Source organism: Thermomonas hydrothermalis (assembly GCF_900129205.1).
GTDB lineage: Bacteria > Pseudomonadota > Gammaproteobacteria > Xanthomonadales > Xanthomonadaceae > Thermomonas > Thermomonas hydrothermalis.
Genome location: NZ_FQUK01000030.1, coordinates 1 through 16070, shown reverse-complemented (window position 1 = coordinate 16070; position 16070 = coordinate 1). Strand labels below are relative to the sequence as shown.

Genomic DNA, 16070 nt, shown 5'->3' with positions numbered 1-16070 from the left:
AAAATGCAATCTGTTGTGTAGTTTCGCGCGTATCTCGGCTGTACCCCCTATGGGCTTTCGCAGGTCACGGTCGTCTTCAAGGACGGTACCGACATCTTCTTTGCCCGCCAGCAGGTGGCCGAGCGACTCCAGCAGGCGCGTTCGCAGCTGCCCGGGGAGATGGAACCCGAGATGGGCCCCATCGCAACGGGCATGGGCGAGATCTTCATGTACACCGTGGAGGCCGATGCCAAGGCGCTGAAGAAAGACGGCACGCCCTACACCGCGACTGACCTTCGAACGCTGCAGGACTGGGTCATCCGCCCGCAGCTGCGCAACACACCCGGGGTCGCCGAAGTCAACACGATCGGTGGGTATGAGCGCCAGATCCACATCACCCCGGACCCGGCCCAGCTGGTCGCGCTCAATCTGACGCTGCGGGACGTCGTTTCGGCGATCTCGGCCAACAACCAGAACGTGGGCGCCGGCTACATCGAGCGCAACGGCCAGCAGTTCCTCGTCCGCGTGCCCGGGCAGGTCGGGGACCTCGATGCCATCCGCAGCATCGTGCTCGACCGGCGCGGTGGCGTCCCGATCCGGGTAGGCGATATCGCCACGGTGGCCGAGGGGCGCGAGCTGCGCTCGGGCGCCGCGACCCAGAACGGGCACGAGGTGGTCGTCGGCACGGTCGTGATGCTGGTCGGCGCCAACAGCCGCGAGGTCTCGCAGGCGGCGGCTGCCCGTCTGGAGGCGGCCAATGCCAGCCTGCCGGAGGGCGTGCGCGCCGAGCCGGTCTACGACCGCACGGCTCTGGTCGACCGCACCATCCATACGGTCTCCAAGAACCTGATCGAAGGTGCGTTGCTCGTCGTCGTCGTGCTGTTCCTGCTGCTCGGCAACATCCGGGCGGCCCTGATCACCGCAGCTGTCATCCCGCTGGCGATGCTGTTCACCATCATGGGAATGGTGCGGGGCGGCGTGTCGGGCAACCTCATGAGCCTGGGCGCGCTGGATTTCGGCCTCATTGTCGATGGCGCGGTGATCATCATCGAGAACTGCCTGCGCCGGTTCGGGGAGATGCAGCACAGCCTCGGCCGGAAGATGACCGACGAGGAACGCTTTGATGTCACGGCCTCCGCCACGGCGGAGGTGATCCGGCCGAGTCTGTTTGGCCTCGGCATCATCGGAGCGGTGTACCTGCCGATCTTTGCCTTGAGCGGGATCGAGGGGAAGCTCTTCCATCCGATGGCGATCACGGTGGTCCTCGCGCTGACCGGCGCGATGATCCTGTCGCTCACCTTCGTTCCCGCCGCGATCGCCGTCTTCCTGAATGGCAAGGTCGAGGAAAAGGAGAACCGGCTCGTGGCCTGGGTCCGGCGCCGCTATGAGCCGATCCTGGCGTGGGCACTCCGACGCCGTATGGCGGTGATGGCCGGCGCGGCCGCGCTGGTGGTGCTCTCGGGCCTGCTGGCGACCCGCCTGGGCTCGGAGTTCATCCCGAACCTGGACGAGGGGGACATCGTCATCCAGCCCATCCGCATCCCCGGCACCAGCCTGACGCAGGCGATCGGAATGCAGGAATCGCTGGAGCGAACGCTGGCCGGCTTTCCGGAGGTCAAGCGCGTCTTCTCCAAACTTGGCACCGCGGAAGTGGCGAGCGACCCCATGCCGCCGTCCATGGGCGATACATTCGTGATCCTCAAGCCGCGTGAGGAATGGCCGGACCCGCGAAAGCCCAAGCAGGAGCTCATAGAAGAGCTGGAAGAGGCGCTCGAGGCGATCCCCGGCAGCAACTACGAGATCAGCCAGCCCATTCAGATGCGGACGAACGAGCTCATCTCGGGCGTGCGCGCCGATGTGGCGGTCAAGATCTATGGCGATGATCTCGAGCAACTGGTTCGCACGGGTGCGCAGATCCAGCGGGTGCTCGCCTCGATTGATGGCGCCGCCGACGTGAAGGCCGAACAAGTCACAGGCCTTCCGCTGCTGACAGTGACGCCCGATCGCGCTGCGCTGGCGCGCTACGGGCTCAACCCGGGGGATGTGCAGGAGACCGTGGCGACGGCCATTGGCGGCGAGGTCGCCGGTCACCTCTTCGAGGGCGATCGTCGCTTCGAAATCGTCGTTCGCCTGCCCGAGGAGCTGCGCCAGGATCCGGCCGCGCTGCTCGATCTGCCGATCCCGCTTCGCGAGGCCGAGCCGGACGAGTCCGCACTGGATGCGCGCTGGGCTGCCGGCACCCCCAAGACCGTGCCATTGCGTGAGGTTGCACAGATCGACACCAAGCCCGGACCGAACCAGATCAATCGCGAGAACGGAAAGCGACGGATCGTGGTGACGGCCAACGTGCGTGACCGGGACCTCGGCAGCTTCGTCAAGGAGCTGCAGGAACGCGTCCGTGCCGACGTCAAGCTGCCCACGGGCTACTGGGTGGACTACGGCGGCACGTTCGAGCAGCTGATCTCGGCCAGCCGCCGGCTGGCAATCGTCGTTCCCGTGACCTTGGTGATCATCTTCGGCCTGCTGTTCATGGCGTTTGGATCAGCGAAGGACGCGGCGATCGTGTTCAGCGGAGTGCCGCTCGCGCTCACGGGCGGCGTCGTCGCGTTGGCGCTGCGTGGCATCCCGCTTTCGATCTCGGCGGGGGTGGGCTTCATCGCACTGTCGGGCGTGGCCGTACTCAACGGCCTGGTTATGATCGCGTTCATCCGCAAGCTGCGGGAGCAGGGCGATCCGCTGGACAACGCAATCTTAGGCGGTGCGATCGGTCGCCTGCGGCCCGTCCTGATGACAGCTCTCGTGGCCTCGCTCGGGTTCGTGCCCATGGCCCTGAATGTCGGGGCCGGCTCGGAGGTTCAACGTCCACTCGCCACCGTCGTGATCGGCGGGATCGTGTCGTCAACCCTCCTGACGCTCATCGTGCTGCCAGCGCTCTATCGCTGGCTGCATCGCGACGGCGACATTCGCGGAGTTCCAGCGAGCTAGTCTGAACCCCTCGACATCCGGCGGGCTTTAGCCCGCCGGGTGCATGCAGGGTCGGCCTGCGTAATACTTAGGGCATGACGACCCCTGAGCAGCTGGCGCGCCTGCAGGCGCGAGCGATCGAGAATCCCATGGAGGAGCCTGCGTTCTTCCAGGCCCTGCTCACGGCCGTCCTGTACGTCCACCTCCCGCTCTCGGACGCCAGCGGAAAAGTGCGACTGATCTGCTTCACGCGGCCGGACGGAATCACTGTGATTCCGGTCTTCAGCGACGACGTCAAAGCACATGCCGCAGCACGAGGCGCTGCAAGGGTAGTCGCCGTGGTGGGACGAGAACTCTTCGAGTCAGCACCGGGCGCCACATGGATGCTGGACCCCAATGACGTGAGTTGCACGCTCTATCCAGAAGAGATCGTGGCGCTGCTCCGCAGTGGCTGCGTGCCGATCGTTCAGCGGCACGACGCTGGCGATCCGACTGTCGTCAGAGCAGCCAGACCGGAAGATGCGTGGATCGGCGAGGCCGCTGTACGCGCCGCCTTGTCGTTCAAGGCGATCAGCGAGGTATATCTACTTGAGGTGGCGCGCGAGGAGCCGCAACGCACGTCCGGCTTGCTCGTCGTCCTCGCGGTGAGCCAGCTCTACTCGGAGCAAGCCGTGAGGGCTGTGGGGGTCGCCCTGGTCGCGTGCCCGCAGGTACCCCGCCTCCCTGTGGATGTCACTGTCTACGATTCGGATGAACCTCCGGAGTGGCTCGTCGCGTCACACATCGGTCCGCTGTGGCACCGCGGATACGATGGAGCATCGAGTCAAGCTTCGTCTAATGATCGATAACGACCTCAGAGCCCGGCAGACCCTTGCAAAAGCGGCGATTCGTGCCGCTGAGTGGCTGGGTCTCGATCAGGAAGCTATCGCCGCCCTGCTTGGGAAGCATCGACGCCCCCGACGTCGAAGTGCTCGTCCAGATCCGGATGCTCCATGATGTGGACGTAGCGGATCTTCTCGTTGCCGCACATCTGGCAGGTGGCGTAATCGGTTTCGTCAGCCGGTTCGCCGTCGGCCCGCAAGTCGATGACGTCAACGCACGTCCACCCCTTGTGCGAGCTGATGACGGGCGAGATCCGGGTCGATGAACTGGACCTGTGGGTGCTGGACCGCGTCGAGTCCGAAGCCGAGGAGGTCGTGGCATGAGTACCCTCAAGATCAGCGAGGCCGGCAGCGAGCAGTTCCCCATGGTCTGGCGGCAGCGATCTCGCGAAGGGCGGACGGTGCTTGAGCTGTTGAACTACGTCGTCTGGGGCAACGGAAGTGTTTCAGCCCGGCTCTGGAACGCGATCCGCAGCGACGACTGGGCAATTCCACACATTGGTCTGAGCAGCCTCGGGGAAATTGTCGGCTGGGCGCGCCCAGACGAGTTTCCACCAAGGAACATGCGGACGAGCAAGGGGCTGCGGGCGCTCGGTTACAACGTGAGGATCGGTGTTTGATCTGCGGCCGTGGGCGGCGCCCGCAAGGTCCCGATCAACCCACTGTCCCCTGCGCCGGACCGGCCCGCCCTGGCATAGCGTCCTTGAAGATTTGAGTCACATCAATCGGCCAGCAGGTCGCTGGATGTTGACTCTTGACTTTCGGCATGTTAGGCGCAATATCTTGCAAAGTCTTGCAAGAACTTCCTCGAGCGAGGCCGCGTGACGACGGAGCTTGTGGGGGTGGTATGACAGCGCGCCAGCAGGCGATCTTCACACTCGACGAGTTGGCTGCCTACTTAAAGGTCGGCAAGCGGACGCTTTACCGGCTCGCCGCGCACGGGGAAATTCCAGCCTTCAAGGTCGGCGGGACGTGGCGGTTTCGTCAAAGTGAAATCGATCGATGGATCAATGATCAGATCCAAGCAGGCAGAAAGAAGGAGGTGATACGCACAGATGAGCAGCCGAAGTCAGCGAAACATCCCGTGTTGCCTGGGCGCGCCATCCATAGCCGCAGGCAAACGGATTGAGTGAGTCTTCAATTGATTTCTGGAGGTATGACATGGACATTGATTTCAAGAAATTGGCTCCCTGGAACTGGTTCAAAAAGGAGCAGGAAGAACAACAGAGCGCTGCCTCGCTGCCGGCGCAGCGCTATGACCTGCCGGTGGCGGGTGGGCCCGTCAGTCCCCTCCTGCAATTGCATCGCGAGATCGATCGCCTGTTCGACGACGCGTTTCGAGGCTTCGGTTTCCCGACGCTGGCCATGCCACGCTGGCCGTCGGAGTGGCCGGGCCTGCTGAAACCGGCGCTGGACATCCAGGAGACCGACAAGCAGTACAAGATCGCCCTGGAAGTGCCCGGCGTCGAGGAAAAAGACATCCAGATCACGCTCGACAACGACGTGCTGCTGGTGCGCGGTGAAAAGCGTCAGGAGCAGGAAAGCAAAGACGGTGGTTTCCACCGGGTGGAGCGCTCCTACGGCAGCTTTCAGCGCGCTCTGAACCTGCCGGCCGATGCCAACCAGGACACGATCAAGGCCGCTTTCAAGAACGGCGTGCTCACGATCACGATGGAAAAGCGCGAGGCCAGTGCCCCCAAGCACGGGCGCTCGATCCCGATCAACGGCTGACGCCGATCGGCTCGTCCTCCGAAAAAACCAGGTGAAGGTCGAGGCGCCGTGACCTTCGGCGCCTCGTCAAATCAGTCCTCTCAAGGAGCATCAGCATGGTCAGAAAACAATGCCAAGTCTGCGGCCAGCCCGCCACGGTGCGGGTGGAAGCCAATCTCAATGGTCGCCACAGCACCATGCTGTTGTGTGACGATCACTATCGCCAACTGGTGCGCCAGCAAAAGCGCACCGTCTCACCGCTGGAAGCCTTGTTCGGCTCGCGCAGCGGGCTGTTCGAAGACTTCCTTGGCAGCGACTTCTTCCGCATCGGTGACGACGCGCGGTCCATGGCGGCCGATACCGACGAGGTGGTCGATGCCTCGTTCGGCGAACCCGCCCCGGCCGGTACGGGCACCTCGCGCCGTCGCGGCAGTGGGCTCGCCAGCCGTATCAGCGAACAGTCCGAGGCCCTATTGCAGGAGGCCGCCCGACACGCTGCAGAGTTCGGGCGCGCCGAAGTCGATACCGAACACCTGCTGCTGGCGCTATCCGACAGCGACGTGGTCAAGACCATCCTGGGGCAGTTCAAGATCAAGGTCGATGACCTCAAGCGCCAGATCGAATCCGAAGCCAAGCGCGGCGATAAGCCGTTCGAGGGCGAGATCGGCGTGTCGCCCCGGGTCAAGGACGCGCTCAGCCGTGCTTTCGTGGCCTCCAACGAACTCGGCCACTCTTATGTCGGGCCGGAGCATTTCCTGATCGGGCTCGCCGAGGAAGGCGAAGGTTTGGCGGCCAACCTGCTGCGCCGTTACGGCCTCACGCCGCAAGCGCTGCGCCAGCAGGTAAGCAAGGTGGTCGGCAAAGGGGCCGAGGATGGCCGCGCCTCGACGCCGACCAACACGCCGGAGCTGGATAAATATTCGCGCGACCTCACCAAGATGGCGCGCGAGGGCAAGCTCGATCCGGTCATCGGCCGCGCGCAGGAGATCGAGACGACCATCGAAGTGCTGGCCCGGCGCAAGAAGAACAACCCGGTGCTGATCGGCGAGCCTGGCGTGGGCAAGACCGCCATCGTCGAGGGGCTGGCGCAGCGCATGGTTGCTGGCGAGGTGCCCGAGACGCTGCGCGACAAGCGCCTGGTGGAACTCAACATCAACGCCATGGTGGCCGGCGCCAAGTACCGCGGCGAGTTCGAGGAGCGTGTGCAGAAGGTGCTCAAGGAAGTGACCGAGCACCAGGGCGAGCTGATTCTGTTCATCGACGAGGTCCACACCATCGTCGGTGCCGGCCAGGGTGGCGGCGAAGGCGGGCTGGACGTGGCCAACGTGTTCAAGCCGATGATGGCGCGCGGCGAGCTGAACCTGATCGGCGCCACCACGCTCAACGAGTATCAGAAGTACATCGAGAAGGACGCCGCGCTGGAGCGTCGCTTCCAGCCGGTGATGGTGCCGGAGCCGACGGTAGCGCAGACCATTATGATCCTGCGCGGCCTGCGCGACACCTTCGAGGCGCACCACAAGGTCAGCATCACCGACGATGCGATCATCGCCGCCGCCGAGTTGTCGGACCGCTACATCACCGCGCGCTTCTTGCCCGACAAAGCCATCGATCTGCTCGACCAGGCGGCCGCACGCGTGAAGCTGTCAGCCACGGCCCGCCCGGTTGCCGTGCAGGAGCTGGAGGCCGAACTGCACCAGCTGCGGCGTGAGCAGGACTACATGGCCTCGCGCAAGCAGTACGACAAGGCCGCCGAGCTGGGCAAGCGCATCGAGGCCAAGGAGGCCGAACTCAAGAAGCTCGTCGAGGAATGGGAACGCGAGCGCGCCTCGGGCAGCGCCGAGGTCAAAGCCGAGCATGTCGCGCAGATCGTCTCGCGGCTGACCGGCATCCCGGTCAGCGAGCTGACGGTGGAAGAGCGCGAGAAGCTGCTGCATCTGGAGCAGCGGCTGCACGAGCGCGTGGTGGGCCAGGACGAAGCGGTGCGCGCGGTGGCCGATGCCGTGCGGTTGTCGCGCGCGGGCCTGCGCGAAGGCAGCAAGCCGGTGGCGACTTTTCTGTTCCTCGGGCCGACCGGCGTGGGCAAGACCGAGCTCGCCAAGGCGCTGGCCGAGTCCATCTATGGCGATGAAGGTGCGCTGCTGCGCATCGACATGTCCGAGTACGGGGAACGCCATACCGTGGCACGCCTGGTGGGCGCGCCTCCGGGTTATGTGGGCTATGACGAGGGCGGCCAGCTCACCGAGAAGGTGCGTCGCAAGCCCTACAGCGTGTTGCTGCTGGACGAGATCGAGAAGGCTCACCCCGACGTCTACAACATCCTGCTGCAGGTGTTCGACGACGGGCGGCTCACCGACGGCAAGGGCCGGGTGGTGGATTTCACCAATACCATCATCATCGCCACCTCGAACTTGGGCTCGGACATCATCCAGCGTCGGCTGAAGGCCCGTGGCGCCGCCGGCGAGGAATACGAGAAGACCAAGGCAGAGGTGATGGACGTGCTGCGCGGACACTTCCGCCCCGAGTTCCTCAACCGCATCGACGAGATCATCGTCTTCCATGCGCTGGGCAAGGAGGAGATCCGCCATATCGTCGGCCTGCAGCTCGATCGTGTGGCCCGCAACGCCGCCAGCCAGGGCGTGACGCTGACCTTCGACCAGACCTTGATCGATCACTTCGCGGAGGAAGGCTACAAGCCCGAGTTCGGCGCGCGTGAGCTCAAGCGGCTGATCCGCAGCGAGCTGGAGACGGCACTGGCGCGTGAGATGCTGGGTGGCGGTATCGGCAAGGGCGATCACGTCAGCGCCCGCTGGGACGACAAGGCCGAACGGGTGGTCTTCGAGCGCCAGGAGCCACCCGCGAAGCCGGCCGAGCCTGAGAAGCCCGATGCCGCGAACGTGGCCGAGACGCCGCCGAGCGACGCGAGCAAGCCTGCGCGCAAGAAGAAGTCAGCGGGCGGCGAATCTTGAGCGATGGGAGGCTGTCGTGTCCGACCTCAACGGGCTGACATGGGCAGCCACCCTCGTGTCGCTGGCGGTCGCTATCCCCACAGCGGGGCACGCGGTCATCTACAAGCGTGACCCGCGATCGGCCACGCTGTGGGTACTGCTGATCACCTTGTTGCCGCTGGGCGGTTCGCTGCTGTATGGGCTGTTTGGCATCAACCGCTACCAGCGGCGGGCGCGGCGGCTGTTTCCGGGGCTGGGTCCTGCAGTTCGGCAAGATTTCTCACCCACGGTGCCCGAGGCCGTATCGCCGCCGCTTGCCGGCCTGGCGCACCTGGTGGGACGCGCCACCGGCCAGTCGCTGACCGGTGGCAACCGCATCGAGCCACTCGTTGATGGCGAGCAGGCCTACCCGGCCATGCTCGCGGCCATCGAATCAGCGCGGCACAGCGTCGCGCTGGCCTCATACATCTTCGACAGCCAAGGCATCGGGGCGCAGTTCGTCGATGCGCTGCGCCGGGCTCATGAGCGCGGCGTGCAAGTGCGGGTGCTGATCGACGACGTGTATGCCCGCTGGACGCCCCGCAGCGCCTACCGCGCCTTGCAGCGCGCCGGCGTTCCGGCGGCGACGTTCAACCCGACGTTGATTCCCGCGCGCCTGCATGCCGCGCATCTGCGCAATCACCGCAAGCTGCTGGTGATCGATGGCGAGACGGGTTTCACCGGCGGCATGAACATCTTCAGCCCGTATTGGCGGCCCGATGCGCCGGAGCAGGCCTGTCACGATTTGCACTTTCGTCTGCGCGGGCCGGTGGTTGCGCATCTGATGCGGTGCTTCACCGATGATTGGTGCGATACCACGGGCGAGCGGCTCAGCAAGGGTTTCTGGGGCGAACCGCCCGCAACGGCTGATGAGCAAGGAACCTCTTGGGCGCGCGGCATCGAGGCCGGTCCCGATGAGGCCCTGGACAGGATGCGCTGGACCTTCATGGGCGCTTTGAGCGCGGCGAAGCATTCGGTGCGCATCTGGACACCTTACTTCGTCCCCGATCAGCCGATGATCGCGGCGCTGAGCACGGCCGCGTTGCGCGGCGTGCGTATCGACGTGCTGACGCCCGCAAACGGCGACCATCCCACGGTGCAATGGGCCGCGCGCGCCCACTACTGGCAGGTGCTGGAGCACGGTGTGCGCATCTTCGAACGTCCTGGCCCGTTCGACCACAGCAAGCTGATGCTGATAGACGGCCAGTGGTGCTGCCTGGGTTCGGCCAATTGGGATGCGCGCAGCCTGCGCCTGAACTTCGAGTTCAATGTGGAGGTGTACGACACCGCGTTGTCTACGCGGCTGTCATCCCTTTTTGATGCTGCCCGTGATGCGGCGGACGAGATATCGGCGATGGCGTTGCGCGCCCGCCCGCTGGCCATCCGCTTGCGCGACGGGGTGGCCCGTCTGTTCACCCCCATTCTCTAGCGACACGACTTGCGAGGAACATTGCCGATGGAAAAGAAAGATCAATGGAACATTGGCTACTGGATCGTCGCCGGCCTGTTGCTGCTGACGCTGCAGAACTACTGGCAGGCGGCCAAGACCGTCGAGCCCGTGCCCTACAGCGAATTCGAGAAGGCGCTGGCCGAGGGGCGCGTCGCCGAAGTGCTGGTGTCGGACCGCACGGTCACCGGGCGCCTGAAATCGCCGGACAGCCAGGGCAAGACCACCATCGTGGCCACTCGCGTCGAACCCGACCTGGCCGAGCGGCTGTCCAAGTACGACGTGCCTTACGCGCGGGTGGTGGAAAGCACCTGGCTACGTGATGTGCTCTCCTGGATTCTGCCGGCGGTGGCCTTCTTCGGCGTCTGGTTCTTCCTGTTCCGCCGCTTCGCCGAGAAGCAGGGCATGGGTGGCTTCCTGAGCATCGGCAAGAGCCGTGCCAAGGTATTCATGGAGAAGAACACTGGCGTGACCTTTGCCGATGTCGCTGGCGTCGATGAAGCCAAGGCGGAGTTGGTTGAGATCGTCGATTTCCTCAAGAATCCGCAGGAGTATGGACGGCTCGGGGCGCGCATTCCCAAGGGCGTGTTGCTGGTCGGCCCACCGGGCACCGGCAAGACATTGCTGGCCAAGGCCGTGGCGGGCGAGGCCGGGGTACCGTTCTTCTCTATCTCCGGCTCGGAGTTCGTCGAGATGTTCGTCGGCGTGGGTGCAGCGCGCGTGCGCGACCTGTTCGAGCAGGCCCGCAGGCAGGCGCCGGCCATCATCTTCATCGACGAGCTCGATGCGCTGGGCCGCGCGCGCGGCGTCGGCGGCCCCATCGGCGGCCATGACGAGCGCGAGCAGACCCTCAACCAGCTGCTCACGGAGATGGACGGCTTCGACAGCTCGGTCGGGTTGATCATCCTCGCCGCCACCAACCGCCCCGAAATCCTCGACCAGGCGCTGCTGCGCGCCGGTCGCTTCGACCGTCAGGTGCTGGTGGACCGGCCCGATAAGAAGGGACGGCTGGACATCCTGAAAGTCCACGTCAAGAAGGTGACGCTGGCTCAGGATATCGATCTCGAACAGGTGGCTGCGCTGACCACGGGCTTTTCGGGTGCAGACCTCGCGAACCTGGTCAACGAGGCCGCGCTGGCCGCGACCCGGCGCAAAGCGTCCGCCGTGGAGTTGCAGGACTTCACCGCCGCCATCGAGCGCATCGTGGCGGGCCTGGAGAAGAAGAACCGAGTGCTCAATCCCAAGGAGCGGGAAACCGTGGCCTATCACGAGATGGGGCATGCGCTGGTGGCGCTGGCGCTGCCCGGCACCGATCCGGTACACAAGATTTCAATCGTTCCGCGTGGCATCGGTGCACTCGGCTACACCCTGCAGCGGCCCACCGAAGACCGATTTCTGATGACACGTGCCGAGCTGGAGCACAAGATCGCCGTGCTCCTGGGAGGGCGCGCGGCTGAGAAGCTCGTGTTTGGCGAGCTGTCCACAGGGGCTTCAGACGATCTCGCACGGGCCACCACATCGCCCGCGACATGATTACGCGCTACGGCATGGATGAGGGCTTGGGGTACGTTGCTTTTGAGGCACAGAGGCCGCGTTTTCTTGATGCGCCTGAACTGGTACAGGGTGGCTGCCGGGTAGCCGAATCGACTCAGACACGCATCGACCAAGCCATCCGTGACATCGTGATGGGTGTGTTTGATCGTGCATACCGAATTCTCGAAATCAACCGAGAAGTGCTGGAGCGGTGCGCGCGCGAACTGCTCGCACGGGAAACGCTGGATGAATACAGCATCCGGCAACTGACGCAAGGGCTACAGCTCGAATCCCCATGTCACAGCGGCCCAACTGCCGGAGCCATTACTTCCTCTGTGTCCCAAGGAGCCCCCTCATGAGTGACAGCATTCATATCGTCTGCCCACACTGCCAATCCATCAACCGCGTGCCAGCCAACAAGTTGGCAGAGAAGCCCAATTGCGGGCGGTGCCAGCACCCGCTGTTCACCGGAGAACCCATTGATCTGACCACAGCGACCTTCGCCCGTCATCTGGAGCGCAGTGACCTGCCGCTGCTGGTTGACTTTTGGGCGCCGTGGTGTGGACCGTGCAAGATGATGGCGCCGCAGTTCGAGCAGGCAGCCTCCCTGCTTGAACCCAAGGTGAGGTTGGCCAAGGTAAATACCGAGGCCGAGCCTCACCTGGCCGCCCAGTTCGGTATTCGCAGCATTCCAACCCTGATTTTGTTCCGAGGGGGACATGAGGTTGCACGTCAGGCGGGCGCCATGGGCGCGCAGGACATTATGCGCTGGGTGGCTTCGCAATTGCCCCGATGATTCAGGTGCAATCGAGTCGTCTTCTCGGACTCCCCGTTCCATTAACGTTTCGTTGAAAGAGAGAGCGCGACGCTTATGCATAAAGAATCTGGCCACACGGCCCTTGACGAGATACGCTCCCAGTGGCGGTTGATGACGGTTTACGAGCGCTTCGAGCAGGTCGTTGCCATCACGCTTTCGGGCGTCATCGCGGTGGTCATTGTGATCTCGCTGATCCAGTTGATTCGGCTCGTCTTCACGCTGCTCGTCATGGATGCGCTGAATTCACTGGATCATAAGGTTTTCCAGCTGGTGTTCGGTGCCACCATGACGCTGCTGATCGCCATGGAATTCAAGCATTCGATCGTCAAAGTGGCTCTGCGCAAGGAAAGCATCATCCAGGTCAAGACCATCATTCTGATCGCGATCCTGGCACTGGCCCGCAAGTTCATCATCCTCGAACCCGACGTTGATCCTGCCAAAGTGGCCGCGCTGGCGGGGACGGTACTGGCCTTGGGTCTGACCTATTGGCTCATGCGTGAACGCGATGACCGCAAGAGCGAGTAATGGAGGCATGACCCCCTATGGTCTAGTCGGCCGACACGATGCCAGGTCGAGGCACCGCTGGCTCAATCGCTTTCAAACCGCGCTGCTGGTTTTGACCCTGGTGGGGATCGCGGCTGCCGCTGGCAGTCTGCTGTTCGGCGAGATTGGCCTTTGGCTGGCACTGGCAACATGCGCATTGACCCTGCTGATCGAACCTGTCGCCGCCTCCGCGATGACCTTGCGTCTGTATGGCGCCCGTCCCTTGCGCCCTGATGAAGCCCCCGCAATCTGGTCGTTGCTGCGAGCGCTCGCAGCTCGCGCAGGATTGCCGAACACGCCGGTTCCGTACTATGTGCCCAGCGACATCGTCAATGCCTTTGCCACCGGCTCCAGGCGCCTTGCCTCCATTGCCCTCACCGATGGCCTGCTCCGCAGCCTGAGTATGCGCGAACTGCAAGCCGTGCTGGCGCATGAAGTCGCGCACATCGCTCAAGAAGATCTTCGTGTCATGGGCTTGGCCGATTCGATCAGCCGGCTCACGAACCTGCTGGCGTTGTTGGGTCAGGTCGCGCTCCTGATCAGCATTCCAGTCTTGCTGGTCGGTGCAGCAGAAATTAACTGGATTGGCTTACTGTTGTTGGCCGCTTCGCCGCAACTGGCACTGCTCGCACAGTTGGGTCTGTCACGTGTGCGAGAGTTCGATGCCGACCGGATGGCAGTAGAGCTGACGGGAGATCCGCACGGGCTCGCCTCGGCGCTGGCGAAGATCGAGCGGGTGAGCCGCTCGTGGCGAGCCTGGTTGTTGCCCGGCTGGGGGAATCCCGAACCGTCCTGGTTGCGCACGCATCCGGCGACAGAGGATCGTATCGCGCGCCTGATGGCGTTGGCGCCTCAGCCATCGCAGGCCCTGCCGTTCCAAACGGAATATCTCGCGCCAAGGTCGTTCGCCCCGATGCGCCCGCCACGCCGGGGCCTGAGCGGCCTTTGGCGCTAAATCATTCGAAAAGGAACCCCCGCCATGGCTTACCACGATCCTTACCCACAACGCCCAGCTCCGGATCATTTCGTCCGGCGGTGGCTCTTCATCACTGCGTGCGTTGCCGCACTCATGCTGTTCTGGCAGTTCCTGCCCGCCATCGAGGCCTGGTTCAGCCCGCGCCAAGCCGCTGAGCGCACCGTCACGCCGCGTGGCGATCTGGCCGCTGACGAACAGGCCACCATCGAACTGTTCGAGAAATCCCGGGCATCGGTGGTCTACATCACGACGTCCCAACTGGTACAAGATGTCTGGACGCGCAACGTCTTTTCCGTGCCGCGCGGGACGGGTTCGGGTTTCATCTGGGATGACGCCGGTCATGTCGTTACCAACTTTCATGTGATTCAGGGGGCGTCGGAGGCCACTGTCAAACTGGCCGACGGCCGCGATTACCAAGCCGCGCTGGTCGGCGTGAGTCCGGCCCACGATATCGCGGTGCTCAAAATCGGCGTCGGTTTCCAGCGCCCGCCCGCCGTTCCGGTCGGCACCAGCGCAGACCTCAAGGTGGGACAAAAGGTGTTCGCCATCGGCAACCCCTTCGGCCTGGATTGGACACTCACCACCGGCATCGTGTCCGCGCTCGATCGATCACTGCCCGGGGAATCTGGCGGAGTGACCATCGAACACCTGATTCAAACCGATGCCGCCATCAACCCCGGCAACTCGGGTGGACCGTTGCTCGATTCGGCCGGCCGCCTGATCGGCATCAACACAGCGATCTACAGCCCTTCCGGTGCATCGGCGGGGATCGGCTTCGCCGTGCCGGTGGACACGGTCATGCGTGTGGTGCCACAACTCATCAAGACCGGCAAATACATCCGTCCGGCGCTTGGGATCGAGGTAGACGAGCAGCTCAACCGCCGATTGCAGGCGCTGACCGGCACCCAAGGCGTGTTTGTGCTCCGCGTCGCTCCTGGCTCAGCGGCGCAAAAGGCGGGGCTGAGCGGTATCACCGTTGGCCCCGAAGGTATCGTACCGGGAGACCGCATCACAGGCATAGACGGCGCTCCCGTCGACGATGTCGCCAAACTGCTCGCACGGCTTGACGAGCGAAAGGTAGGAGATGTTGTGGTCTTGTCAGTTGAGCGGGCCGGTAAACAACGGGAAGTGCGCGTGGAGTTGCAACCTGGCGCCTGATCTGGAGTCCTGATTAGCCCCGACCCTCAGCCATGAAAATTGCTCGCAGCGCGCAAGACCGGCTCGGGGCAAGGCTTGCAGCGCAGCATGGCGGTGGCCAGTCGCGGCAGCATCTCATGCAGGCGGAAGCGACGGTTGAACCGGTAGGCGGCTTCGGCCAGGTAGCGCCGCGCGTACTTGGCCTGGCGGATGGCGTGGTAGGTGCCGTTGATGGCGCGCTTGACGTTGCCCAGCAGCACGTTCACCCAACGCGCGCCCGGCGCCTCGGTGGCGGCACGGCCGCCGCCGGTGTCCAGCGTGGTGTGGGCGTGGCCGGCGTCTTCGAGCCGGCGGAAGCAGGCCAGACCGTCGGTATAGGTCTCGCATCCGGGCGCCAGGCGCCGTGCGATCCAGTCCTCGAGCGAGACGTTGTCGAAGCTGCGCACCGGCTCGATCACGGCCAGGCTCGGCGCGGCGAAGCGGGCGTCGGTCTGCACCGCGATCACGAAGGGTTGCTTGCCCTCGGCACCGCGCCCGCGCTTGCCGCCGTTGCGCTCGCCGCCGAGGTAGGCATCGTCGATCTGCACGAAGCCATTGAGCCGCCGGGGTTCCTCGCGCTCGGCCATGGCCTGCATGATCTTGTGCTTCATCCGCCAGGCGGTCTTGTAGTTGACTCCCAGGTGGCGCATCAGCTCCAGCGCGGCGAGGTTGGTCTTGGTCGCGGTCAGGTGCAGGGCCAGCAGCCAGGTGCGCAGCGGCAGCTTGGTGCCCTCGAACATCGTGCCGGCGGTCAGCGTGGTCTGGTGCCGGCAGGCGCGGCACTGGTAGTAGACCGTCGTCCCGCGCCGAAACCGCGAGCGGGCCCGTCCAGTGCAGGCCGGGCAGCGGAAGCCTTGCGGCCAACGCCACTGGTACAGGGCACGGTAGCACTTGGCCTCGGTGCCGTAGCGGGCGATGAACTCGGCCATGGACAGGCCAGCCTGGAACTGCACGGAATTGATGCTCATGACGCCACCTCGTCGCCTTCAGGTGGCCGTATGCTCGGCGGTGGGCGACGCACATCCTGCGACTGGCGGCTGAGGGTCGGGGCTAATCAGGA

11 protein-coding genes and 2 pseudogenes are annotated in these 16070 nt (G+C 64.4%); 12 read left to right on the top strand and 1 reads right to left on the bottom strand.

All coding sequences use genetic code 11. The features are described 5' to 3' along the window. Window positions 1–48: 48 nt before the first annotated feature. The 12 genes and pseudogenes from BUA29_RS08890 to BUA29_RS08830 form a co-directional block, all read left to right on the top strand. A pseudogene (locus tag BUA29_RS08890) lies at window positions 49–2964 on the top strand (efflux RND transporter permease subunit); the annotation flags it as partial. Window positions 2965–3038: 74 nt separating this feature from the next. Further along, window positions 3039–3791, top strand: coding sequence for an SseB family protein (locus tag BUA29_RS08885; RefSeq protein WP_072756229.1), 753 nt, complete (start codon window positions 3039–3041; stop codon window positions 3789–3791). A 353-nt stretch (window positions 3792–4144) separates the two neighbouring features. Further along, window positions 4145–4444, top strand: coding sequence for a hypothetical protein (locus tag BUA29_RS08875; RefSeq protein WP_425443775.1), 300 nt, complete (start codon window positions 4145–4147; stop codon window positions 4442–4444). A 227-nt stretch (window positions 4445–4671) separates the two neighbouring features. Further along, window positions 4672–4953, top strand: a complete 282-nt coding sequence (locus BUA29_RS08870; RefSeq protein WP_072756228.1) for a helix-turn-helix domain-containing protein — start codon at window positions 4672–4674, stop codon at window positions 4951–4953. A 32-nt stretch (window positions 4954–4985) separates the two neighbouring features. After that, entirely contained in the window at window positions 4986–5555 is a 570-nt protein-coding gene (locus BUA29_RS08865) for an Hsp20/alpha crystallin family protein (RefSeq protein ID WP_072756227.1), read from the top strand. Window positions 5556–5650: 95 nt separating this feature from the next. Next, complete coding sequence (clpK, locus tag BUA29_RS08860; RefSeq protein WP_072756226.1) at window positions 5651–8500, top strand: heat shock survival AAA family ATPase ClpK; 2850 nt, start codon at window positions 5651–5653, stop codon at window positions 8498–8500. A gap of 16 nt (window positions 8501–8516) precedes the next feature. Further along, window positions 8517–9947 carry a cardiolipin synthase gene (cls, locus tag BUA29_RS08855; protein WP_072756225.1) on the top strand — a complete coding sequence of 477 codons (1431 nt, stop codon included), beginning with the start codon at window positions 8517–8519 and terminating at the stop codon, window positions 9945–9947. A gap of 27 nt (window positions 9948–9974) precedes the next feature. Further along, a pseudogene (gene ftsH, locus BUA29_RS08850) lies at window positions 9975–11857 on the top strand (ATP-dependent zinc metalloprotease FtsH). Continuing rightward, window positions 11854–12294 (top strand): thioredoxin TrxC, encoded by a 441-nt coding sequence (gene trxC / locus BUA29_RS08845; protein ID WP_009238721.1) that lies wholly within the window; start codon window positions 11854–11856, stop codon window positions 12292–12294. The pseudogene ftsH and the gene trxC overlap by 4 nt, the downstream one beginning before the upstream one ends. A gap of 132 nt (window positions 12295–12426) precedes the next feature. After that, a complete protein-coding gene (locus BUA29_RS08840; RefSeq protein ID WP_425443774.1) occupies window positions 12427–12840 on the top strand; it encodes a phosphate-starvation-inducible PsiE family protein in 414 nt (137 codons plus the stop codon). 7 nt (window positions 12841–12847) lie between these two features. Next, window positions 12848–13813, top strand: coding sequence for a zinc metalloprotease HtpX (locus BUA29_RS08835; RefSeq protein ID WP_045785189.1), 966 nt, complete (start codon window positions 12848–12850; stop codon window positions 13811–13813). Between the two features lie 24 nt (window positions 13814–13837). Then, window positions 13838–14992, top strand: a complete 1155-nt coding sequence (locus tag BUA29_RS08830; protein ID WP_072756223.1) for a S1C family serine protease — start codon at window positions 13838–13840, stop codon at window positions 14990–14992. A gap of 26 nt (window positions 14993–15018) precedes the next feature. Here the strand turns inward: BUA29_RS08830 and BUA29_RS08825 are convergent, their stop codons facing one another. Beyond that, entirely contained in the window at window positions 15019–15978 is a 960-nt protein-coding gene (locus BUA29_RS08825) for an IS1595 family transposase (protein WP_072756222.1), read from the bottom strand. Between the last annotated feature and the right edge of the window lie 92 nt (window positions 15979–16070).